A 22,529-nucleotide genomic window follows, 5' to 3' on the forward strand; every position below is an offset into this window, starting at 1 on the left:
CCCGCCTCGCTGCTTGTGGACGCGAACGCATCCTCCGAGGACACCACGGATCGGTGGCGGCTGAACAACGGTTCACCCGCCACCGAGGGGCGTATACGTCCGGGGCGGTTCCCGGCGCGACCCGGGGCGCGTATCGGATGGCGATCACCGTGGTCGGGGAGATGGATCGGACCGGCTGCCAGCCCGGGCCGCCCTCGACGGCCGGCCGCAGCAGGCCGACCCGCTAGACCCAGATAGGCCAGTCGCAGCAGCACGTTGATCACCATGCCGGGCCAATCGCCAGTCTCGCCAGAGCGCCGACTCGGCAACGCGGTCGACATCTGGTGGATCACCGCTCACCGGCCCTCACCAGGGCGGATGAGGTTATCGGCAAGGGCAGCGTCCGAAGGCGGGCTCCAAGACCCTCTGGGGAAGATGCTTTTGGGCCTCTCGCGAAGATGCGGTCAGGCTCCGGCCGCGGTCGCCATGTCGGTGAGGGGGGCGGACTCCTGGCTGCCAGGACCGGTGTCCGACCGGTTGCGCATCGGCCCTAGGGCGCGGATCGAGCGGAGGGTGGGTGGGCGTCCGCGCCGCTTCGGCGCACAGGTTGCGGTGTGGCGCCGTTTGGGCAGGTTGCGGTCCCGGCGGAGAATCGTGTCCGGGCGCACCAGGGTCAGGAGTTGGCACAGTCTGTCCCTCGGGAGGCGGTGGAGCGGGCCGGTGAGCGTCGCGCGGTCGGTGTCAGTGAACGATGGCGTGCCCACCTGGAGTTGCAGGACCAGTAACTGGTGCCGCAACGCGAGGAATGCGATGCCCTTCTCCTGATCGCTCATGTGGCCCCGGATCGATCTCGGGGCCCCGAGCCTGGTCAAGCGGGTCACCCACGACCGCCGGTGACGGCGGCTTGGGCACCGCGCAGTTCACCGGAACGTCAGCGCGCCACGTGCGGATCCACGGGCTGCAGCGCGGTACCAACTGGGGCTATTCGCTGTACGAGGCCGGCGTCTACGGCAGCTGACGCCACCGATGGCTGACCCGACGGCCGGGGCCGGCGGCGTGCCCCGCATCGCTCGAAGCGCGGGTGATCGGTTGTCGTCCGGTCAGGCGAACTCCGGCGTCATGGCAGCAGCGACCTTCAGGTGCGGAGCGGCCTGCTCGTGCAAGCTCAGGCGCTGAAGGGTGCGACCGAGCATGAGCCGGAGGTAGGAGTCGTCCGGCAGGTCGGTGACCAGCTGTTCCAGAGCTTGCCGGGCGCGGCCGAGCTGGGCGGAGGTGAAGTACGCGCGGGCGGCGAGGCGACGTACGCTGAGCTCGTCGCCGTGATCGTCGAGCAGCGGTTGGAGCAAGGTGAGCGCTCCGAGCGGGTCGCGCGTTCCAGGAGGGACTCGGCGTAGCGCAGGCGCCCGACCTCTTCGGGTACGTCGCGTTCGGGGCCTGCGGTGGCGAGGAAGTCGGCGATGACGTCGGGTGGTTGGGCGCCGGCCAGGGCCCGGGCCCCGACGACGATCGTCGGGGAGGTCTTGATACCCCGCGCCTTGCCGACCAGGCGAAGCTCCCGGACGGTGCGGTCGGCCGCGTCGGTGTCGAGCAGCGCGGCGGCTTCGGCGAATCCGGCGGTGGCCGCAATGGTCCGGAGCGTCTCACGCGCGCTGATGTCATGGCCCTCGACGAAGTGCGCCCGCATCAGGTGCTCGGCCACGGTGTCCTGCAGTGTGCTGCCGCCGTGCTCGTGGGCGAGGGCGAGGAGGCGCTGGGCGTCGTGGCTGCTGGATCGCCAGGCCGGGCCCCAGTTCGGTCCGAGTCCTTCCGTGGCTGCGATTCGGGAGATGGGCACCCGGTCGTCTGCCGTCCCCGAGCTCCCTGTGGTCGGCGGGTCCACCACGCACCGGGCTGCGGCGTCGTCGACCATCGGGTCGCGCTGGGCCGGTTCCGTCGGGGCGGCCTGGGGCGGGGCGGTCGGGTCGATCCGGTAGGGGCGCCAGACGACCTCGATGTCGCGGGCGGACAGCGCCGGGTCGGCGATGGCTGCCTCCAGTCGGCGTTTGCCGATGTAGGCCCAGGGGCAGACCACGTCCGCCCAGATCTCGATACGCATCCTTGCCCTCATGTCCTCTCTGGGGCTCTTGCTCGCCGTGCGGGTGTGCAGGCCGGTGTGGGCGCCGGGCGCCCACACCGGCCCGCGGAGTGGGTTGACGACCGGGGCCGGTGCGGCCCCACGTGCGGGGCGGTCAGCCGATGAAGTCGACGAGGTTCCGCTTGAGCTCGTCCTTCGGCAGGGCGCCGACGATGGTCTTGACGGCCTTGCCGCCGGCGAAGACCGACCTGAACGGCGGCCACGCCGAGAAGACCTCCAAGCTGCCGGACTACAACGGCCTGCTCTCCTGACGCTTCTCACCGGAGTGGACTCACGCTCGCCCGGAGCCCGACCAGTGTGCCGGGCCCGGGCGGGCTCTTGTGGATACGGGTGACCTCGAGGTGCTGCTTGGCGATGGCGGAGGCATACGAGGCTCTGCCGCCGTCGTTCACACGCAGGTCCGCGAAGCGGGGGACGACGGTGTCACCGGTCGGGTTCAGGTCGCCGGGCTCGACGTCCTCGCTCGTGCTGTCCGTCGCGAAGTGGTTCCTGCGGTGGCGGACGGCGTCTCCACGCTGCCGACCACCTGGTGATCACTCCGGCCGGTCAGCGGGATTTGCCGCCGATCCGGCCTCGAAGGACCGCAGAGCGGTACGTGTCGACTACGGCTGTGTGGATCCGGGGTCAGGTCGGGGCTTGGGCGCGCAGACGGGGGAGGGGCTGCTCGGCCCAGATGGTCTTGCCGGTGCCGGTGTGCCGCGTGCCCCAGCGCTCGGTGAGCTGGGCGACCATCATCAGGCCGCGTCCGCCCTCGTCGAAGATGCGGGCGCGGCGCGCATGCGGTGCGGTGCTGCTGGCGTCGGAAACCTCGCAGATCAGCGTCCGGTCCTTGATGAGCCGCAGCTGGATGGGCGGGGCGGCGTACCGGATCGCGTTGGTCACCAGCTCACTGACCGCGAGTTCGGTGACGAAGGCCAGCTCGTCCAGCTTCCACGCGTGGAGCTGTGCGGTCGTCCGCGTGCGGGCCTCGGCGACGACGGCCGGATCGGCGGGCAGGTCCCAGCAGGCGACGTGCCCGGCGTCCAGGGCGCGGGTGCGGGCGATCAGCAGTGCGACATCGTCGGCGGGCCGCTCGTCGAGCATCGTCTTCAGGACGGCGTCACAGAGGGTTTCGAGGTCGCAGGCCGTGTCCGGCGAGGGGACAGGGCCGGCGAGGGCCGCGCGCAGCGCGTGCAGGCCGGTGTCGACGTCGCGGTGGCGGGCCTCGATCAGGCCGTCGGTGAACAGCGCGACGATACTGCCTTCGGGGAGCTCGGTTTCGACGGTCTCGAACGGCAGCCCGCCCAGGCCCAGTGGCGGGCCGGTGGGCAGTTCGATGAAGTCCACGGTGCCGTCAGGGGTCACCAGAGCGGGCCATGGATGGCCGGCGCTGGCGAGCGAGCACCTGCGGGAGATGGGGTCGTAGACCGCGTACAGGCAGGTGGCTCCGAGTTCTCCGGGCGGCGCGTCAGCGCACTCCTTCCCCGTGCCGAGCTGGATGACGAGGTCGTCCAGATGTGCGAGCAGCTCGTCCGGGGCCAGATCGACGTCGGCGAGGGTGCGTACGGCGGTGCGCAGGCGGCCCATGGCGGCGGAGGCGTGGATGCCGTGGCCGACGACATCGCCGACGACGAGGGCGACCCGGGCGCCGGAGAGCGGGATCACGTCGTACCAGTCACCGCCGATGCCGGCCTTCGAGTCCGCGGGCAGGTAGCGGCCCGCGATGTCGACGGCGGCCTGCTCGGGAGTCCCCTGTGGCAGGAGGCTGTGCTGGAGTGTGAGGGCGGTGGTGTGCTCGCGCGTGTAGCGGCGGGCGTTGTCGATGCAGACCGCGGCGCGCGCCGCCAGTTCCTCGGCGATCGGCAGGTCATCCCGCCCGTACGGCGGCGCGGACGGGTCCAGACGGGTGAAGAGGACGACGCCGAGGTTCGTACCGCGGGCACGCAGCGGTACCGCGAGCAGCGAGTGCGCACGGTGCCGGCGTATCCAGGCGGCCCGGTCCGGGTCCTCGGCCAGCCAACGGACGATCTCGGGATCGGTAATCCGGTGCGCCGTGCCCCGGCCGGTGGCCAGGCAGAGGGTATGCGGTGAGAACTCCGGATAGCGGGCCGGATCGCCGACCGCGACGACACCCGGCACATCGGAGCAGGCGGCCACGCGCCGCAGAACCAGGGGGCGGTCGGTGGGGATCGGTGCGGGCTCATCCCCGTGCAGCACGGCATCGAGCAGGTCGACCGAAACGAAGTCCGCGCAGGCGGGCACGGCCACGTCGGCCAACTCCTGGGCAGTGCGGGCCACATCCAGGGTGCTGCCGATCCGCCTGCCGGCCTCGTCGAGCAGCGCCAGACGTTCGCGGGCCGCGTGCTGCTCGGAGAAGTCGAGTGCGGTCATCTGCACGCCGTGCACCAGCCCCGCCGGGTCCTTGAGCGGCGTGAAGTGGACGATCCAGGCGTGCGGGAAGGCCTCTCCCGGCACCCGCAGGTAGTTCTCGAGGTGCTCCGGCCGACCGGTCGCCGCCACTCGCTCGACACTCCGCTGGGGGACGCCGAACAGCGGATCCGGCATGTGCTCGGTGATCCGGCGCCCGCGAAGCTCCCCCTCCGGGGCTCCGAGCTGCTGCACCATGGCCTCGTTGACGTACACGAACCGGCCCTCGGTGTCGTAGATCGCCAGAGAGAGCGGGGACTGGTCGAATGACCAGTGGAGCAGCGGATCGTTCTCGCGGTCGTTATCCTGCCCCAGTGGGGCGGCCTCGAGCAGCCAGCCCGCCTGGCCGTCACCGGCGGGCAGCGGACGGGCACACAGTCGGCATTCCGCGGGGTGGCCGTCGCGGTGGCGCAGGACCACAGGTCCGACCCAGCCCTCCTGCCCGGCCAGCCGCTCGCGAGCGGATGTAGGGAGGGGCGACGCGAGCAGATCCGCTGCGGGCCGGCCCACGGCCTCGGAGTCGGAGTATCCGAGCAGCCGTTGTGCGCCGGTACTCCAGCCCGTCAGTGCTCCGTCCGGAGCCGCGGTGGCCACGGCCGCACCCGTGGCGAAGGAGCCACCGGGATGGCCCTCACCCGTCGCTGGTGTGTCCATGCTGATCATCTCGCTTCACGCGTCCGTTGACTCAAGGATTCCTCGGGAACGGCACCAGTTCACATCGGGCCGCGGAAGCCGGGCCTGGGGCACGAGAACCGCCCCGCGAAACCCGGCACTTGCACCATGGGCGACCTGCTCCGGCAGCACAGGAACGCCCGCCACCCCCGACGTGCCGACCGTCCAGCGCCGCGAGCTCTCCCGCGTCCGCAGCGAGAAGGGAATCGGCTGGGGCGGGCGACTGGCCACGTTGCCGGCAGCTCTGGGACGGCCCTGGGCCGGGGGGGGGCTGGTCTGACTACTCTGAGTAATACCGGGCCGATCTCGGGGGCGGACGTTGATCGTCTGGAGGCTGCCGTCCGATTGCCGTCAGGTTGGGTGCTGTCGCTCTGAGTTGCCAAAGAGGCTGGATGGCTGACGCGCTGCCCGTCACACTCTTGATTGCTGACGCGGTTGTGCCGAGCCGTCGGGGTGGGCTCGGAGCTGCTTGTCACGGGGTGGAGTCGACCCTGGCGCGGCGGTTGGTCCGGGTATGAGCGCCGTCGGCTGCCGGGTGGATGCGGTGTCAGACGAGTCGGTCGCGGTTGTCTGCGGCGATGGCGCGGACTAGTGCGGCGAACTGGGCGCGGCTGTGGTGCTGGTGCCGTTCGGCTGTCTCGTCGTCCGATTCTTCCTCGTCGTCGTCCCGATCCTCGTCCTCAGCGTATTCCTGGTGGAGGAGCCAGCAGCCGTTGATGCCGGTGAGGAGGTCTTCGAGGAGGTCGTGGGCGGGGCGTCGTGGGTCCAGCGGGGTGAGGCGGATACCGGTGAGCACGTCGTCCGCCTCCTCGGAATCGTCGTCGTACTCGATGATCATCTCCTCGTCCTCGTCGAGTTGCTCGCGGACAGCGGCCGGGTCGGGCAGTACGCCGTCGGCGACCCGCATGGCATGGCGCACCAGCCCGGTGACGGCGTCGTAGGGGGAGACACCGTTGTCGAGGAGTTCCAGGACGAGGGTGGGTGTCGCGTGGGGGAGTGCCTCGATGTTGTCCGCTTCCCGGATCACCTCGGTGGGTGCGTACCCGGATGCCTCCGAGACGGCTTCGGCGGCGGCGTAGAGCCAGTGGGCGGCTGCCACGGCTGCGGCGGTGGGGTCGATGTCGGAGTAGAGCGCGGCCGGGCCGAACGGGTCCTCCTGCAGGAGCCGGTCGGCGGCGGAGACCTGGGCGGGGGAGGCGCCTTCGCGGCTGAGGAGCACGGCCTGCTGGGCCCGTCCGGTGAGGTCGCCGAGCTCGGCGCTCTCGACGGCGGCCAGCTCCACCGTGGTCTCGGCGCGGATCGCCTCGGTCAAATCCGGGATGTCCAGGGCGATGAGGGCGCGGCCGACGCGGTGCGCGTTCTCCAGCACCGGGCTGTACTCGACGATCATCGAGCCGCCCTGGGGGAGGTTCGGCGTGGTCACGGCTGCGGTGACCTCGTCGAACGCCTTGCGTTCCTCTTCCCGACGCCAGCCCTCGCTGTTGACCTCCAATGAGTCGGCGGCGCTGGCCGGGTGGGTGTAGGTGCGCCAGGCCGCTGTCGACAGCTGGGTGAGTGCACCGGCTAGGCGGGACAGCGCGGCGAGGTCCGTGCCGGTCGGGACGGTGGCGATGCGGGTGGCAAGGTCGCCCTCGCCGGTTCCCCAGGTGGCGATGAGTTCGTGTCGAACAGGGTCGACGCAGTACCGGGTCATGACGGACCACCTCCAGCTCGACTCCGTCATATCACCGATCAACCTGCTGTCGTGGTATGACTCACTTCGCTTGGGGCAGTGACGGGTTCGAGCGCCATCGTGGCACCCGTTGGGGACCTCCCGGGGCGGCGTGTTGGTGTCGATGCCTGTGCCGACCGGAATCTTGTCGCCGCTGGTCAGGCCGCGTATCGGTACTCGTTGATGACGCCGCCGAGCACGCGGGTGCGGAGGAGCCGGTGAGCGGCCAGGTCGGCTCTTGGCACGGGGCGCCTGAGCGAGGGGCGGGAGCTGTGCTCGAGCCTGGTGTGGGCGATGGCGGTTGTAGTGCCGGGCGTAGGTGTCGAGGACCTGCCGGGCGTGGATCTCGTTCCATATCAGTAGGTGGTCGAGGGCCTCTCGACGCAGGGTTCCGATGACTCGTTCGCAGTGGGCGTTCGCTCGCGGAGCACGAGGTGGCGTCTTGATGACCTCCACTTCCTCAGCCTTCAAGGAGGGATCCCTCCGGCGCGAAGCCCGGCTGTCGGTCCCGCCGGCGATGACCCTCCCGGACTGGGCAGCGCACGACCTCCTCGACGTGCTCCGCCCGGACTCCGACGAGGATGAGACCCCTGCTGCCGACGCGACGCTCGGGCGTCTCTGACCGGAAGCCCGGCCAAAGACGCCCCACCCGAATCCAATCCGCAGCACCGAAGCCGTTCGACGTGTGGCTACGCCGCCCGCCGGAGGACCTCGCCAGGCCCGGGGACCGGACTCTGCCCGGCGGCGGCCCGGTCGAGCGCCTGGGCCAACGCGAGCACGGCCTGGTCGGCGGAGTCCTTGAGGAGGTGGCCGTAGAGGTTGATCGTGGTGGCGATGGTGGAGTGCCGCAGGGTCTTGGAGATGACGGCGATGGGGATGTTCTCGGCGATCATGATGCTGGCCGCAGTGTGGCGCTTCTGGATCGCGGCCTGGCGATGGAGGGCGGCCATGACCCTGGGGGAGAGGCTGATCCAGGCCCGGCCCGCCTCGGTCTTCGGCTCCCGGAGATGAATCTTCCCGTTGTCGATCGCGGCCAGGGTCCAGCGGACGAACAGCTTGCGGTCCATGAGGTGGACGTCCGACCAGTGCAGGGTGAGAACCTCACCGCGGCGCATGCCGGTGCCGAGCATGACCTCGAACAGATCGGTCAGCTGGTCCGCGTACTGCTCCACACCCTGCTGCAGGAACGCCGCGGCCTGCTCGGGAGGCCAGCAGATGCGCTCGGCGGCGCGGGGCCTGGGCGGGACGGAGTGCTTGGCCGGATTGTAGCGCAGTCCCCAGGCGCGGACGGCGGCGTTGAGGGCGTTGCGCAGGGTGGAGACGATTCTGTAGACGGTGACCTTGCCGCGCTTGGCCTTGCGCTGGGCGGCGATCCAGCGCTCGATGTGCTGGGGGCGCAGGTCCGGGAGGCGGTAGTGGCCGAAGGCGGGGATGAGGTCTCGTTCGACGCGCGCCTCGTAGCCGGCGTAGGTGTTCGGGGCGAGCTCCTCCTTCTTCGTGGCCAGCCACTGGCGCAGGAAGCTCGCCACCGTGGTGCGGCGGTCCTCGTAGACGCCCCGCAACTCACCGTCCAGCACCGCCTTCATCTCCCGCGCCGCCTCGGCCCGGGTGGCGAACCCGCCGCGCCGGCGGGTGCGGCGCTCGCCCTCTTCCGGGGCCAGGTCGACGCAGTATGTCCACGACCCGTGACCCGCCTCCTCGAGCAGCCGCACGCACCACAGACCCAGCTGCTTGCCGTTCCCGTCCGTACAACCACACCGCCGGTAGACCCGACCCCGCTGCGCACGCTGTCCCATGAGCTTCCCCTTCTCTCGGACTGGATGGTGACTCTGGGCAAGAGTGGCTGCCACGTCGGGTGTGGCGGCAGAGCGCGCTGGGCGGTGCGCGAGGCACGTCAGAACCATCTGGCGAAGACACGCTCAAGACGACACACCGCGCGGAAGATCACCATCCGTAGCCAGGGGGTAAGCGACCATGATCCGCCCGCAGACGCCGGCCCCGTGGGCCGGCTGACGACATCGGCGCAAGGACAGTCGGGCAGGCGTGACGCTGCTTGCTGAAAGCACGACAGATATCGATCACAGGCAGTACCTGCGGTGGGGTAGTCGGTCTGGGGACCATTTTGGGACCGCACCTGATGAGCGCCTATGGGCGCTGGTGATCCGAAACGGACACTTGCGTGCAAAGTAAACAGTGAGCCACCGTCAGCAGCCTGCGGCATCGCTTTCGCAGAGAAGTCCCAATTCACTTTCACTTCATGGTGGTCGAGCAACAGGAAGGCCGAGACCTCAGGGTCTCGACTGTTGACAATAAGTGAACCCCTTGACTGGGGGTCAAGGGGTCGCAGGTTCAAATCCTGTCGTCCCGACTGGAGTTCTCTCCGTTGTCGCAGGTCAGAGGCCGTTTCCTCCTTCGCGAGGAGGCGGCCTTCGGCGTGTTCCGGGGTGTGCCTCTCACATTCGTCTCACGGCTTCACGGTCCTGTGCCGGGGCCTGATGCTGCTCGGCGTCGTGCGCTGGTGGCCATATGTGTGCACTCTGCCTGTATGTCCGATCTTGTGCCGTTCGGAAACTCGTCGCTGCTGGTCAGGCCGCATATTGGTACTCGTTGATGACGCCGCCGAGCACTCGCGCGCGGAGGAGCCGGTGAGCGGCCAGGCCGGCTCTTGGCACCGGGTGCTCCTGGGCGAGGGGAGGGAGCTGTCCCCGAGCCTGGTGTGGGCGATGGCGGTTGTAGTGCCGGGCATAGGTGTTGAGGACCTGCCGGGCGTGAGTCTCGTTCCATATCAGCAGGTGGTCGAGGACCTCGCGCCGCAGCGTTCCGATGACCCGTTCGCAGTGGGCGTTCGCTCGCGGCGCACGAGGCGGCGACTTGATGACCTCCACGTCCTCAGCCTCGAAGACCGCATCGAACGACGCGGTGTACTTCGCGTCCCGGTCGCGGATCAGGAAGCGCAGTGAGTCGAGCCGGACGTCCAGCTCGACTGCGAGGTTTCTCGCCTGTTGCACCGCCCAGGGAGCCGTCGGGTGGGCGGTCACTCCGGTGACGTGCAACCGCCGTGTGCCGTGCTCGAGGAACACCAGCGCGTACACCCGGCGCAGGTCGACCAGATCGATGTGCACGAAGTCGCAGGCGATGAGGCCCTCGGCTTGCGCGGTCAGGAACTCGCGCCACGTCGGCCCACCGCGGCGCGGGGCCGGATCGATGCCCGCCGCCGTCAGGATCTCCCAGACCGTCGTCGCGCCGATCGGATGCCCGAGGCGGACCAGTTCGCCCTGGATCCGACGGCTGCCCCAACGCGGATTCTCGTTGGCCAGCCGCAACACCAGCGCCTTCACGGCGCTCGCGGTCGGCGGCCTGCCGGGCCTGCCCCGCTGCTTGCTGTAGTCCCACTTCCGGGCGATCAGCCTTCGGTGCCACGCGAGCAGTGTCCCGGGCGTCACCGGAAACACCTGCGCCCACCGGCGCCGGGGGATCAGCGACGACAGTGCCGTGAACCACAGCCGGTCCGCCTGCTCGTACCGCACTGGTGCGGTGAGTTGCCTGCGCAGCACCGCGTTCTCATGCCGCAGCACCAGTAGTTCGGCGTCCTTGGCCGCGTCCCGACGCAGCAGCACTGCCGGAACCGCGAGCAGCTTCCGCGCCACCTTGTAGACCAGTGAGACGATCACTCGGACAGGGTTCCAGGAGGTCGTGACGGCTCGCCACATCCACTCCGAGTAGCAGCGATGAGTTTCCGAACGGCACAGCATGCTCGTGGAACCCGCGGCGTGGACTGTTCCAGCGGGCGGCGGGCCTGAGTGGGTGTCAGCTACCTCCTGCGGTCCCCACTCCTTGATCAACTCGGGGAGGCTACAGATTTCGCGTCCGAATGACTGGCTGCGACCACCATGCGATCACCAAAGCGGAATTGGGCCATTGACCTGCGGCTCGCGGTGAGAGCCCGGGCACCGGACGGAGGCGGATGGACTGCTCACGGCGTGCGTCGCAGGGCTGCGTCCACCGCCTTCGACAGCTGGTCGCGCAGAGGCGCGCTCGTGATGAGGGTGATGGCGTCGGCAAGGGCCGGTAGATCAGAGGCGCTGTGGCGGGCGCCCATGCGATTCGGAGGGGACGCTCGGCCAGCTCGGCGTCGCGCGTACCCTCCGCCTCAGAGAACCGCGTCGGTCTCGGGTCAGAGCTTGTACATGGTGGCGTAGGGCTGGGTGATGCTTTCGCGCCGAGATCCGAAGTCGACGAGGACCGCGATATCGCTGTCTCCTTCGACCTCGATGGCCCGGCCGAGGCCGTACGTGTCGTGGGTGACGCGGTCTCCGACGGTGAAGTGCTTGCGTGGCGTTTCGATCCGGGCCTTGAAGGGGCTGGTGGGCAGGATGCGGCGGACTGCTACAGATCGTGTCATTCCTTGCAGTATGCGCTGAAAATCGCGGGAGCTGGTCTTCTGGTGCGCTTAATTTCTGAGCCACGGCAGGAATTTCGCGTACGCCGTCCGCAATGATCACGGATGGCGCCGATGGGCGCGCTGCGTGGCCGGCGCGGCGGGGCAGGTCCGTCCTTGGCGCCCGTGGGGCTCGCCCATCCGAGGAGGGTGGGGCGCGGGCGTCGAGAGGGCAGAGCTTCCAGGCCAACTAGGCTGTTTCTCATGTGTGTTGACGGTCATGTTGCCTCGCGACCTGCGGTCCCGGGGGAAGGGCCCTGCAGAACCGGGGGTGGAATTTCCGCCCGTCGCGGGCCTGGACCTGCTAGAGTAGTTTTAGTTGCAGTAGTGGTTCCCATGAACTTTGTGTGCGCCTGCTGATGTTTCGCAGGCGCCTTTTTGTTTCCCGGCTCTTCCCCGGGTGGGTGCTCATCGCGGCGACTCGAAGTCCGCGCTGTGCGGGTTTCGGACAGCCCCTTGAAGGAGATTCTTTTATGGCTAATGGCACTGTGAAGTGGTTCAACGCGGAAAAGGGCTTCGGCTTCATCGAGCAGGAGGGTGGCGGCGCTGACGTGTTCGCCCACTACTCGAACATCAACGCCAACGGCTTCCGTGAGCTGCTCGAGGGCCAGAAGGTCGAGTTCGACGTCACGCAGGGCCAGAAGGGCCCGCAGGCCGAGAACATTCGTCCGCTGTAGTTTTTTGCCACGGCACCCGCCTGGTAGCGAGGGGCCCGCACCGCGTACATGATGCCCGGTGCGGGCCCCTCGGCATTGCGCCACGATGCACATCCCCGGCCGTTCAGGCCCCCTGGCTCCGCCACCGGCGGCCATCCCCACGCGAGACGTCCCGCGCCGCGTCCGGATCGGCGCCCTGCCGTGACACCCACGGTTCGAGGATCTTCGCTCCTTGCCTTCGCGGTGAGCGCGGACCTGAGGTGACGTGCCGCACGGTTTCAACCGTCCACGCCCCGCCCTCTCCATACTTTCGGCCCGTTCCTCGCGATCTCCTGCCGGCGCCCCGCGCTGCGGAGCCGCCTCGTGACGCGCCGCCCCAGGAAGGTTTCCCATGAACCGCTCCAGTCGCTCCCCGTACCGCAACACCAACTCCCGCTCCTCGGGCTCCGCCCGCTCCGGAAATTCCTACGGATCCCGCTCCGGCGGCAGCTCCTTCTACGGCGACCGGCCCGCCGTCGGCCGCAACTCCCGTCAGGGCTCCCCCCTGCAGGGCGAGTTCGCGATGCCGGTGAGCACCACCCCGGCGCTGCCGGCCGTCGAAGCGTTCGACGAGCTGGACATGCCGGAGGCGCTGCTGTCGGTGCTGACCCGGCAGGGCGTCACCGCGCCGTTCCCGATCCAGGCCGCCACGCTGCCGAACTCGCTGGCCGGACGTGACGTCCTCGGACGAGGCCGCACCGGCTCCGGCAAGACCATCGCGTTCGGCCTCGCTGTGCTGGCCCGCACCGCGGGCCGGCGCGCGGAGCCGCGCCGCCCGCTGGCCCTCGTGCTGGTTCCCACCCGCGAGCTCGCACAGCAGGTCACCGACGCCCTCACCCCGTTCGCCCACGCACTGCGGCTGCGCATGGCGGCCGTGGTCGGCGGGATGTCGATCGGACGCCAGGCCCACGCCCTGAACCAAGGGGCCGAGGTCGTGGTCGCCACCCCCGGTCGCCTCAAGGACCTGATCCAGCGCGGTGACTGCCAGCTGGACGAGGTCGGCATCACGGTCCTCGACGAGGCCGACCAGATGGCCGACATGGGCTTCCTGCCGCAGGTCACCGAGCTCCTCGACCAGGTCGCCGAGGGCGGCCAGACGATGCTGTTCTCCGCCACCCTGGACCGCAACGTCGACCGCCTGGTCCGGCGGTTCCTGAAGGATCCGGTCACCCACTCGGTGGACCCGTCCGCAGGCGCGGTCAGCACGATGGAGCACCACGTGCTGCACGTGCAGAACTCCGACAAGGCCGCCACGATCGCACACATCGCCTCCCGCGAGGGTGGCGTGATCATGTTCACCGACACCAAGCACGGCGCCGACCGCCTGGTGGAGGACCTGCTCGCCAACGGGGTGAAGGCAGCCGCCCTGCACGGCGGCAAGTCCCAGCCGCAGCGCACCCGCACCCTGGAGCAGTTCCGCACCGGTCAGGTCACCGCGTTGATCGCGACCAACGTCGCTGCCCGGGGCATCCACGTCGACGGCCTCGACCTAGTCGTCAACCTCGACCCGCCGAGCGACCACAAGGACTACCTGCACCGCGGTGGGCGCACGGCCCGCGCCGGTGAGTCCGGCACCGTCGTCACCCTGGTGCTGCCCAACCAGCGCCGCGCGATGGCCCGCATGATGGCCACGGCCGCCATCACCCCCGTCACCACCCGCGTGAGCGCCGGTGACGATGACCTGGCGCGCATCACCGGCGCTCGGGTGCCCACGGGCATCCCGACCGTGATCGCCGTCCCCGTCGTCGAACGCCCCCGCCGCAGCGCGTCCACGAGCCGCGGGCGCCGCGGCCGCCCGCCCCACGCGGGAGTCGACACCCGCGCTACCGCCACGGGCCGCGACAGCAAGGGCTCCTCCGGCCGCCGCCGGGCACCGCGCCGTGTCGCCCTCGCCGCTTAGCGCGTACGTGGGGGCCGGGACTGCCGCCGTGGTCCCGGCTCCACCGCTCACCAAGCGAACAGCATTCTCGGCCCGCTCCGGCGCACTTGCCGGCCGTCCCACCGTCAGCGTTCTGCCTACCGTCGGTCCCGGCGGTGGATACGCGAAGGAGTCTGCCCATGACCATTACCCTCGAACGTACCGAGACCGCCGCCACGGTCGGCGACCTCATGACATGCCCTGAGCTGCAGGTCAGTGACGACGTCATGGTCGACATGGCGATGGACATCCTGCAGAGCTCCGGCGTCGACCACCTCCTGGTTCGCGACGACGACGGCCGCTGTGCGGGGCTGCTGACGCGCCTGCACCTCGCGCCGTTCCAGGCCCGCTCCTGGTACACCGAGCGGACCCCGGTGCGCGACATCGTCCTCGACCGCGCCCCGTTCGCCACCGCCGACATGCCCGCAGACGCGGCGGCTGCTGCCATGCGCGCCCGAGGCCTGGACGTCTGGCCGGTGGTGGACCATGACGGCCACGCAATCGGCCTACTCAGCTTCTAGGACCGTCCCGCCGGCGCCGACGCGCCGGCCATCGGCCTGTCCGCTCGCAGTATCCCTCACCGCTGCTTTCGGCCCCGTGTCCCGCCAGGGGAGGCCCTCCGGGCAGTGGACGCGCAGGTCGGTGCGGCCTCACACGACCCCCGGAATCCCGCGGCCCGGAAGCGGCTTCCGCAGGGGTGGAACTCACACAGCGCCTGGTCGGCGCCGGGGCGGTGCAGCAGGGCCGCGACCGGTGCGGCAGGTGCCGCGCGGCCGGAACGGTGCGCGACGGTCGTCCGGTGCACCAGAGCGGGGACTCGTCTCCGGGGCGGCCGGCGGTGCGCGGCTGTCGCCCACCGCGGGCCGGTCTCGTCGCCCTGGCGGGTGGGCGGGTCAGGTGTCGGCGGCGGGTTCCTGGCCGTGCTGGGAGGAGCGCAGTTGCTCGTTGATGCGCAGCGCTTCTTCGAGTTGGTCTTCGAGGATGATGATGCGGCAGGCGGCGTCGATGGCGGTGCCCTGGTCGACGAGGTCGCGGGCGCGCATCGCGATCCGTAGCTGGTAGCGGGAGTAGCGGCGGTGTCCGCCCTCCGAGCGCAGCGGTGTGATGAGGCCATGCTCGCCGAGGGAGCGCAGGAAGCCGGGGGTGGTGCCGGTCATCTCGGCGGCGCGGCCCATGGTGTAGGCGGGGTAGTCGTCGTCGTCGAGGGAGTCGGGGGTGTGCGGTCGGATGGTTGCTGTGGTCACTGCACCTCTTCTTGTTGTGTCGGTGGACGCGCTGAGGGGCCCCGGGGCCGTTTCGGCTCCCGGGGCCCCGAAGGGTTTTACACCATCTGTCGGCCCTGTGGCCGGCTTCCTTGTGTCCGCCTCGCCCCGGGGGTGGAGGCGTGCGGGGATCGCGTATGCGTGACCGGAAACCACCGTCCTTGCCTTGGGGGTCTTCGGAATCCGCCCGGTTGATGCTTCACGGGCCGGGCGATCCTGATGGCGCTCTGTCCCCTCCGTTCATCCTCTGTACTGACCGAATTACTGCGAACTGCGGGTACTTCCAACTTCCGGGTACTGCGACCTGCTGAACTGCTGGTACTGCGAACTGCGTGGTAGTGCCAACTATCCGGTACTGCTGTGGCGGTCCTTGCGGTCCTTGCGGTCCTTGCGGTCCGCCGGTTCCGGCGGCCAGCCCCGTGGCCCGTCCTGCTCAACCACTCGGCCTGGAGCCCCGCTGCCGGACTCCCAGTACGCGCGCCGGCAGCCTGGCGCCTTCACTGGGATACCGCGTACTGCGACTGCCGGTATTGCCTGACTCGACGTCACCTGCTGGTAATGCACTTGCCGAACTCGGTACCGCTCGGTAGCGGCCCCTGATGCCTGCGGGCCACCTGGCCCGGTCGCCAGTCCCGTCGCCGTCCTGCACCTGCTGTGGCTCCGTGACTCCGTGACCGGGCCGCCTTTTGCGTCACCTTCTTCACGCCCACCTGCCCGGCGTGTCCTGCTGAACTGCGGTACCGCTCGGTGGCGATCCCTGATGTCTGCGGGCCGCCAGGCCCGGCTGCCGACCCTGTCGCCTTGATGGACCATCCCTGGCTTCAGGACCCTGCAACCGTTCCTATCTGCGAACTTCTGTCCTGCTGCCCGCCAGTTCATGTCTGGCGGGTACCACTTGACCTCGTCTACGAGAGAAACACTAACTACGGTGCGCGGCAATGTCTACTCTGGCTGGCATAGATTTTTCGATGCCGGTCGGGGAGGTATTCTGCGCCCCGCACAGGGCGGGGCGGTCGGCCGCCGCAGTCGCGCCAGGGCGGAGGACGCCGCACAAGGCGGCCAGGAGGACGAGTGAGAAGGAGGCGAGCGCTGGAAGCGCGGCAAACCGCGCGGCAGGTGCGCACCCCCGACCCGCATACACAGGCGTCGCTTGTGGCGGCCATCGCCGAAGCCGTCCGCGACCGGGACGAGCGGGTCCTCCGCCGGCTGCTGGCCTGCTTCGCCGAGCAGGCCGCCATCGCGGACCTGCCCGCCCTGCGCGATGCCATCGACACCACCGGGCAGCACGATGGCCGCCCGCCGGAGACCCGATAGGCCGAGCCGGGTCGCCGCACTCCCGCGCAGCGGCCGAGATCATGGACACGGGTGCAGGCGGCCCGGATGAGGCGCTCAGGGACCACCACTGAGCGCCGGCAGCGGGCCGACCCGCGGGCGGGGTGCGTCCTCTCACCGGGCCCGGGAGTGTGTCACCGGTGTCCCGTGGGTCGGCCCGGCGGGCGGGGTGCGCAGCGCGAGGACGGCGATGTCGTCGCGGCCGTCGCCGAGGTGGGCGTCGGCCAGGGTCCGGCACAGGTCTTCGAGGGGCAGAGCGGCCTGGGCGGCGGCGACCTGGGCAAGGGCGGTGAGGCCGGCGTCCAGGGGGACGGCGGGGGCGCTCGACCGGACCCTCCAGATCATGCGTACGGACCCCGACCGGGCCTGGCGCGCGGCTGAGATCGCCAAGCAGCTGGGCCTCTCCAGCCACCGCGGCGTCAGCGCCGCACTCGGCCGCTCGGTCAAGGAGGGCATGCTCCTCAAGCCAGCCCCCGTGACCTACATCCTTGCACCCGACTGGGCCCCGCCCGACCAGCAAGAACCGCTACACGAAGCGGACTTGCAACCTGCGGATTCACGTTAACTACGCGGCATTGGAGTACTTGCGTGGTGCTGGCACTGCTGTGGCTCTCCTTACGCCTGGACCGTAACCCAGGCTTCAAGGACTCCACGAAGATCAGTGCAGCTCAGCGGCCCCACCAGGGAGCAGGTGTGCTCCGCCTCGGCCGCTGCTGTGGGCCTGCTCCCAGGGCATCACCAGTCAGGTCAGGCATCCCGTGGCGGCGGTTCGCTTGCCCGCCGGCTCACGCAACACCTCGAAGCGGGCGCACGGCCAGGACAACCGCCGGACCGTGTTGCCCGATCCGCGCCCGGTCGGGGAGAAGGGCCACTGTCAGGGCCGCGTCGGTGTCCTTCCGGGGTGCGGTCTACTCAGAGGGCGGCGCGGTCATCGGCGGCGGCGGCCGCCGCCGATGTGGCGGTCGTTGGCCAGTGCGGTCAGCGGGCCGTACTCACAGGCGAGCTGATTCCACGTCAGAACCTCGCCACAGCGGGCCGGGAACGTCTTCGGGTCGAACTCGGGCATGGTCCAGGTGCCGGTGCCCCGGTCCCGCAGCCACAGGTCCCCGTCACCGTCGACCACAGTCGGCGGGGCCGGTACGGGATCGGCCTGATCGATGGGATCCCAGGTGACCCGGCCGGGGTGGGAGACGCGGCGCAGCTCGGTGGTGGCCAGCCGTGCGGCCAAGTCGCGGGTGGACTCTTCGGTGTCCTTGACCGACGCGAGCCGGTATGCGTCGTCGAGGACGGGCAGGGCTGGATTCTGGCTGCGCTTGGAACTCATACGCTGGCTACCTCCGTAGGGGGCGCCACATCCGTTATGGCACCCCGTGTAGGAACACGGTATCCGAGGCTGGAGCCGTGCCGGTCTCTACCACCGTTCAGGTGGAGGAGACCGGGGCGGTGGGGCCTGGTGGTGAGCCGGTCCCGGACATGGCGCAGCCGCGGTGGTTCGGGGTGATGGCGATCCCTGAAAACGGCCACCCGGATACAGGTGTTGCCGGACCTGCTCACCTTGATTCCCCGCCGGTGCCGTGTGGAAGGGTTGGCGTCCGCCCTCCCACAGGCGGGATCGGTCGCTACGCCCGTGGGACCGCGGTGTTGCTCCGGCGGACGCGGGTGGTGGTGCGGCCGTAGAGGCGGGTGCCGAGGGTGCGCCACAGAACCCGGGCGGGGCGGGCATATGCGACAGGAACAGCTGGCGTTCCTGTGCGGTCGCGTCCTCGAGGATCGCGCCGAGGAAGATCACGAGCTTGGTCTTGGGGACGCTGCGGCGTCCGCGTTCGCCGACCTCGGTCCATTCGCGCGGTGCGATGTGGTCGGCCATCAGGGGAAGGCAGTTCGGCTGTTTTCCCGGCTGGTGCCGGGGCAGCAGTCGACAAAGGGGAATTTCGGGGTCATTCCGTCCGGCGGCCTATTATCGGTTCCTGGGCCTGTGGACCTGATCCCCGGCTCACCAGGTACGGAGAGGCGTCACCCGGCCTGCTGCCGATGCGTACCCGAGGAAACACGTGAGCACTGTACAGTCCGTCCCCGTCCCGCAGGTCCTTCTTGAGGCCGGCCGCCGACGGACCTTCGCCGTGATCAGCCATCCGGACGCGGGCAAGTCCACGCTCACCGAGGCGCTGGCGCTGCACGCGCGGGCGATCACATCTGCCGGCGCGGTGCACGCCAAGGGTGACCGACGCGGCGTGACCAGCGACTGGATGGAGTTGGAACGCGAGCGCGGTATCTCGGTGACCTCGGCCGCATTGCAGTTCGGCTATCGCGACCACGTGATGAACCTGGTCGACACCCCCGGCCACGCCGACTTCTCCGAGGATACCTACCGGGTGCTGGCCGCCGTCGACTGCGCGATCATGCTGGTCGACGCGGCCAAGGGCCTGGAGGAGCAGACCCGCAAGCTTTTCGCGGTCTGCCGCCATCGCGGCGTCCCCGTGATCACCTTCATCAACAAGTGGGACCGGCGCGGCCGGGATGCACTCACCCTGCTCGAGGACATCGAGACGCACCTCGGGATCACCCCCGTCCCGGTCGTCTGGCCGGTCGGCAACGCCGGCAACCTGCGCGGCCTGGTCGAAGCGGGGAACACCGAGCAGATGCTGCGCTACACCAAGGTGCCAGCCGGCACGCACGCCGCCCTCGAGGAGCAGCTCACCTCCGAGAAGGCCGCCGAGCAGGAGGGCGAAGCCTGGACGACCGCGCTGGAGGAACTGGAGCTGGTGCTCTCCTCCGGCCCCGGCTACGACCAGGAAGCCTTCGAGGCCGGCAAGATCAGCCCGGTCTTCTTCGGTGCCGCGCTGACCAACATCGGTGTGAAGCCCCTGCTGGACGCCGTGGTCGACCTCGCTCCGGCTCCCGGGCCCCGCCCGCTGGCCAAGGGCGGCAGCCGCGAGGTCGGCGAGGAGTTCTCCGGCCTGGTGTTCAAGATCCAGGCGAACATGGACCCGGCACATCGCGACCGGATCGCCTTCGTTCGAGTCTGCTCCGGCGTCTTCGAGCGCGGCATGCACGTCACCCGCGCGGCCAGCGGCCGCTCCTTCGCAACCAAGTACGCGCACACCGTCTTCGGAGCCGAGCGCACCGTGGTCGACACCGCGTACCCCGGCGACGTGGTCGGCCTGATCAACGCGAGCGCGCTGCGGGTCGGCGACACCCTCTACACCGGCAAGAAGACCGAGTTTCCCCCGCTGCCCGCCTTCGCCCCCGAGTACTTCGCGGTGGCACGGCCCAAGGACATCAGCCGTTCCAAGCAGTTCCGCAAGGGCGTTGCCCAACTCGATGAGGAAGGCGTGATCCAGGTGCTGGTCTCCGACCGGCGTGGCGACCAGGCGCCGGTCATGGCTGCGGTCGGCCCGATGCAGTTCGACGTGATCCTGCACCGGATGGAGCACGAGTTCTCTTCCCCGATCGCCCTCGACCAGCTCTCCTACCGCTTGGCCCGGATCACCGACGCCGACGGCGCCGCAGCCCTGGCCAAAGCCCGCCTGACCAACGGCGAGGTGCTCACCCGCCGCTCGGACGACGTGCTGCTGGCCTTGTTCGCCGACAAGTGGCACCTGAACGCCTTCCAGCGCGCCCAGCCCGACGTCCTGCTCCAGCCGCTGATCGCCACGGCGGACTGATCACCGACCTCTCGGCACGGCGGCGCCGCTTGGCACGGCGGACGGCGCATGATGCGGCCCCTGCCGGGGGTCTTCCGGCGCGCGCCGCCCCTGTGGCTGCCGATGAGTTAGTCCGTGCAGGTCATGCGGCATGCCGGTACTCGTGGAGGGTGCCGCCGAGACGGTCGCGTCCGCGGACGTCCAGCCGGGGGATCCGCCCGGGATCGGCGATCGGGACGGGCCGTGGCGTCAGTGACGTGTCCTGGTGGAGTGCGTGATGTGGGGGCGGTGGGCGATGTAGTGGTCCTCGAACTCCCGCAGTACGTGCAGGAGATGGCGCTGGTTCCAGATCAGCGTCCGGTCGAGGAGTTCGCGTCGGCATGCCCGGCGTTCCATTAACGGGGAAATTACGGGCAAAGCGCCAGGATGATCACGGCCCGCTCACCGCTGACGAATCGAGGTCGACACCGCCATCGATTGTTGACCGAACCAACACGAAGGCCGGGCCCGTCGCACTGTGTGCGACGGGCCCGGCCTTGTTGCGTAGTAGCGGGGACAGGATTTGAACCTGCGACCTCTGGGTTATGAGCCCAGCGAGCTACCGAGCTGCTCCACCCCGCGTCGGTGACACCGACTCTACGGCACATCCCGCACAGCGCGAAATCTCATTTTCGCCGCCGCCGAGAAAATGCCTGCGGCAGGTGGAGGCGGCCCAGGAATCCATCATGAGCGTCACCTGCCGGATGGCTGGTCACCAGCGGACAGCTCGTACGCAATCGCCGTCTCGGAGACGAATTGGCTGCGGGCGACCGTCGCCCTGACCGTGTACTGCATGCACGGCGACGACACTCAGGTCGGGCGGTTCGGCTCCCGACAGGGGCTGCATGCTGCCATTGCGTGCCACCCCGTGTACCCGGATTCTCCCCTGGCCTGGCCTGGCCTGTCGGGGCGGCCCGATACCTTTCACCCCATGACGCTGCTGCCCGTTCGACCGATCGCCACGACCAAGCCGTTGACGCCGGAAACGGCATCGTCCCCAGCGGTTGCCTCGGTGGTTCCGTCCGGGCCCGGCCCGGTGTCGTGGGCGTTGGACGGGACTCTGTTCGCGGTGGACTTCTCGGCTGCCGGCGACGAGCCCGTCGCGCCCTGTGCGGTGTTCCGACTGGGCGATCGCCCACGTGACGCGTGGGGCGCCGCTCTCGCGCCCGACGCTGGCTGCGTCGTCGTTGCCACCCAGCACGAGGCCATGTGCCTGGACGCCGACGGCGCGGTGCGCTGGCGGATCCCTTTCACGCCGCCGGCGCACTCTTCGATCGGGCTCGCCAACTGCGCCTTCTCGCTGGACGGTTCGCAGGTGTGGATCTTTCGGCCGGACGCCATGCTGGGCCGGGGTGACGGCGGAGACCGCTGGCTGGTCGTGGACGCCGCCGACGGGCGGGTGATCGCCGAATACGCCCTGCCCACGGTCGGGCAGGGCGCCCACCAGGTGGCCCACCCCGACGGCATTCACATGCTCCTGGACGTCGGTGAAGGCCAGGACGGCGTCTTCCTCTTCCACGGCCGTCTGGACGGAGACGCGATCAGCGTCCACTCCTACCCGTGGGATGACCGTTGCCTGATCGATGTCTCCCCCGACGGGCGGGAGTTCATGACCGTCGGACACGGTGAGGACGACGCCGTCTTCCACGCTTTCCCCGACGGCACCGAGCTGTGCCGCTTCGCCGTCGAGCGCTTCCTGACTCCCGCGGCAGCCGACGAGGACGGGAGCACCGATGACAACGACGAGGTCGAAGAGCCCCACATCGCGTGGAGCGGCGGCTACCTTGATGCCGCCACTGCGGTGATCACCGTCGCCGGCGAGACCGAGGACGACGAGTGGAACATTCCGTACGTCGTCGACCTCGCCAGCGGAGCGATCCGGGGCCGTCTCGCCGCCGAGCCCCGGCTGCGCGGCGACGGCTCCTGGACCACCGTCGACGACCACGGCGGGCTGACGCTCTGGAAGCTCGGCTGATCTGCCCCCGGTGCACGCGCCCGGCGCCACTCGAAGCCGCTGGGGCAATCGGACGCGGAATGTGGTTCTTCCCGGCCGGCTTCCGGAAGCCGAACAACTGGGGGTGTCAATCCAAGCGGACGTCGACAGAGGATCTGACCGGCTGGGTGGCGAGGACCTTGGAGATGGGCGGCGGTCTACGAATGCCGCGATCAACTCGGCGACAGGTGAATGTCGTATCGCCGCCACCAAAGTTTGCGACCGTGTCGTTCTCCGGCCGTCCTCGGGCGGGCGGAAACAGCCGGAAGCGAGTCGTACGCAGTTGTGAGGCACGTCACTCTCGGG

The 22,529-nt window shown here is 69.7% G+C and carries 20 protein-coding genes, 1 tRNA gene and 2 pseudogenes; 8 read left to right on the plus strand and 15 right to left on the minus strand.

From position 1 onward, the window contains the following. Nucleotides 1-443 precede the first annotated feature (443 nt). The 7 genes and pseudogenes from HS99_RS36575 to HS99_RS48620 all read right to left on the minus strand — a co-directional run. Nucleotides 444-812 (minus strand): hypothetical protein, encoded by a 369-nt coding sequence (locus tag HS99_RS36575; protein ID WP_051835668.1) that lies wholly within the window; start codon nucleotides 810-812, stop codon nucleotides 444-446. A gap of 267 nt (nucleotides 813-1,079) precedes the next feature. Beyond that, entirely contained in the window at nucleotides 1,080-1,325 is a 246-nt protein-coding gene (locus tag HS99_RS47385) for a hypothetical protein (protein ID WP_232543007.1), read from the minus strand. Between the two features lie 158 nt (nucleotides 1,326-1,483). Further along, nucleotides 1,484-2,086: pseudogene (locus HS99_RS47390) on the minus strand (DsbA family oxidoreductase); the annotation flags it as partial. Between the two features lie 121 nt (nucleotides 2,087-2,207). Next, nucleotides 2,208-2,333 (minus strand): hypothetical protein, encoded by a 126-nt coding sequence (locus HS99_RS48025; protein ID WP_267885598.1) that lies wholly within the window; start codon nucleotides 2,331-2,333, stop codon nucleotides 2,208-2,210. A gap of 404 nt (nucleotides 2,334-2,737) precedes the next feature. Further along, complete coding sequence (locus HS99_RS36590) at nucleotides 2,738-5,173, minus strand: SpoIIE family protein phosphatase (RefSeq protein ID WP_046386307.1); 2,436 nt, start codon at nucleotides 5,171-5,173, stop codon at nucleotides 2,738-2,740. Nucleotides 5,174-5,738: 565 nt separating this feature from the next. Further along, on the minus strand, nucleotides 5,739-6,884 hold the full coding sequence (locus tag HS99_RS36595; RefSeq protein ID WP_030290338.1) for a hypothetical protein: 1,146 nt from the start codon (nucleotides 6,882-6,884) through the stop codon (nucleotides 5,739-5,741). 339 nt (nucleotides 6,885-7,223) lie between these two features. Next, nucleotides 7,224-7,358 (minus strand): annotated as a pseudogene (locus tag HS99_RS48620) (integrase core domain-containing protein); the annotation flags it as partial. On the opposite strand from HS99_RS48620, the gene HS99_RS45525 reads away from it, so the two are divergent. Beyond that, complete coding sequence (locus tag HS99_RS45525; RefSeq protein ID WP_167344895.1) at nucleotides 7,348-7,524, plus strand: hypothetical protein; 177 nt, start codon at nucleotides 7,348-7,350, stop codon at nucleotides 7,522-7,524. The pseudogene HS99_RS48620 and the gene HS99_RS45525 sit on opposite strands and share 11 nt — an antisense overlap. A gap of 67 nt (nucleotides 7,525-7,591) precedes the next feature. Here the strand turns inward: HS99_RS45525 and HS99_RS36600 are convergent, their stop codons facing one another. From HS99_RS36600 to HS99_RS36610, 3 genes are all read right to left on the minus strand, one after another. Further along, nucleotides 7,592-8,698 (minus strand): tyrosine-type recombinase/integrase, encoded by a 1,107-nt coding sequence (locus HS99_RS36600; RefSeq protein ID WP_141763886.1) that lies wholly within the window; start codon nucleotides 8,696-8,698, stop codon nucleotides 7,592-7,594. A 789-nt stretch (nucleotides 8,699-9,487) separates the two neighbouring features. Then, the gene (locus HS99_RS36605) at nucleotides 9,488-10,573 is read right to left on the minus strand and encodes an integrase core domain-containing protein (protein WP_030558003.1); all 1,086 of its coding nucleotides are present in this window, start codon (nucleotides 10,571-10,573) and stop codon (nucleotides 9,488-9,490) included. A gap of 503 nt (nucleotides 10,574-11,076) precedes the next feature. Next, the gene (locus tag HS99_RS36610) at nucleotides 11,077-11,304 is read right to left on the minus strand and encodes a hypothetical protein (RefSeq protein ID WP_030290331.1); all 228 of its coding nucleotides are present in this window, start codon (nucleotides 11,302-11,304) and stop codon (nucleotides 11,077-11,079) included. Nucleotides 11,305-11,813: 509 nt separating this feature from the next. On the opposite strand from HS99_RS36610, the gene HS99_RS36615 reads away from it, so the two are divergent. The 3 genes from HS99_RS36615 to HS99_RS36625 all read left to right on the plus strand — a co-directional run bounded on the left by HS99_RS36615 (nucleotide 11,814) and on the right by HS99_RS36625 (nucleotide 14,474). Continuing rightward, nucleotides 11,814-12,017, plus strand: coding sequence for a cold-shock protein (locus HS99_RS36615; protein WP_035850027.1), 204 nt, complete (start codon nucleotides 11,814-11,816; stop codon nucleotides 12,015-12,017). Nucleotides 12,018-12,387: 370 nt separating this feature from the next. Further along, nucleotides 12,388-13,935 (plus strand): DEAD/DEAH box helicase, encoded by a 1,548-nt coding sequence (locus HS99_RS36620; protein WP_030550949.1) that lies wholly within the window; start codon nucleotides 12,388-12,390, stop codon nucleotides 13,933-13,935. A 158-nt stretch (nucleotides 13,936-14,093) separates the two neighbouring features. Beyond that, the gene (locus tag HS99_RS36625) at nucleotides 14,094-14,474 is read left to right on the plus strand and encodes a CBS domain-containing protein (RefSeq protein WP_050366934.1); all 381 of its coding nucleotides are present in this window, start codon (nucleotides 14,094-14,096) and stop codon (nucleotides 14,472-14,474) included. A 372-nt stretch (nucleotides 14,475-14,846) separates the two neighbouring features. On the opposite strand, the gene HS99_RS36630 is transcribed toward HS99_RS36625, so the two are convergent. Then, complete coding sequence (locus tag HS99_RS36630) at nucleotides 14,847-15,128, minus strand: helix-turn-helix domain-containing protein (RefSeq protein WP_079184141.1); 282 nt, start codon at nucleotides 15,126-15,128, stop codon at nucleotides 14,847-14,849. A gap of 1,239 nt (nucleotides 15,129-16,367) precedes the next feature. On the opposite strand from HS99_RS36630, the gene HS99_RS45530 reads away from it, so the two are divergent. Continuing rightward, nucleotides 16,368-16,529: a hypothetical protein gene (locus tag HS99_RS45530; protein WP_157846519.1), complete on the plus strand. Its 162-nt coding sequence runs from the start codon at nucleotides 16,368-16,370 to the stop codon at nucleotides 16,527-16,529. Nucleotides 16,530-16,661: 132 nt separating this feature from the next. Here the strand turns inward: HS99_RS45530 and HS99_RS44360 are convergent, their stop codons facing one another. Next, nucleotides 16,662-16,892: a hypothetical protein gene (locus HS99_RS44360; protein WP_141763887.1), complete on the minus strand. Its 231-nt coding sequence runs from the start codon at nucleotides 16,890-16,892 to the stop codon at nucleotides 16,662-16,664. Here HS99_RS44360 and HS99_RS46000 point away from each other — a divergent pair. Continuing rightward, on the plus strand, nucleotides 16,891-17,112 hold the full coding sequence (locus tag HS99_RS46000; RefSeq protein WP_157846518.1) for a hypothetical protein: 222 nt from the start codon (nucleotides 16,891-16,893) through the stop codon (nucleotides 17,110-17,112). The genes HS99_RS44360 and HS99_RS46000 overlap by 2 nt on opposite strands. A 363-nt stretch (nucleotides 17,113-17,475) precedes the next feature. Here HS99_RS46000 and HS99_RS36640 read toward each other — a convergent pair whose 3' ends face one another. Beyond that, nucleotides 17,476-17,871 carry a hypothetical protein gene (locus HS99_RS36640; RefSeq protein ID WP_030290324.1) on the minus strand — a complete coding sequence of 132 codons (396 nt, stop codon included), beginning with the start codon at nucleotides 17,869-17,871 and terminating at the stop codon, nucleotides 17,476-17,478. A 727-nt stretch (nucleotides 17,872-18,598) separates the two neighbouring features. Between HS99_RS36640 and HS99_RS36645 the strand changes: the two genes are divergently transcribed. Then, on the plus strand, nucleotides 18,599-20,212 hold the full coding sequence (locus HS99_RS36645) for a peptide chain release factor 3 (RefSeq protein ID WP_030283442.1): 1,614 nt from the start codon (nucleotides 18,599-18,601) through the stop codon (nucleotides 20,210-20,212). 228 nt (nucleotides 20,213-20,440) lie between these two features. On the opposite strand, the gene HS99_RS47395 is transcribed toward HS99_RS36645, so the two are convergent. After that, a complete protein-coding gene (locus tag HS99_RS47395; RefSeq protein WP_223886135.1) occupies nucleotides 20,441-20,587 on the minus strand; it encodes a hypothetical protein in 147 nt (48 codons plus the stop codon). 151 nt (nucleotides 20,588-20,738) lie between these two features. Continuing rightward, nucleotides 20,739-20,812 (minus strand) — tRNA-Met (locus HS99_RS36650). 211 nt (nucleotides 20,813-21,023) lie between these two features. Between HS99_RS36650 and HS99_RS44365 the strand changes: the two genes are divergently transcribed. Beyond that, nucleotides 21,024-22,205, plus strand: a complete 1,182-nt coding sequence (locus tag HS99_RS44365; RefSeq protein WP_141763888.1) for a hypothetical protein — start codon at nucleotides 21,024-21,026, stop codon at nucleotides 22,203-22,205. Nucleotides 22,206-22,529 lie beyond the last annotated feature (324 nt).

The sequence above is a fragment of the Kitasatospora aureofaciens genome (genome assembly GCF_001188955.3).
Lineage (GTDB): Bacteria > Actinomycetota > Actinomycetes > Streptomycetales > Streptomycetaceae > Kitasatospora > Kitasatospora aureofaciens.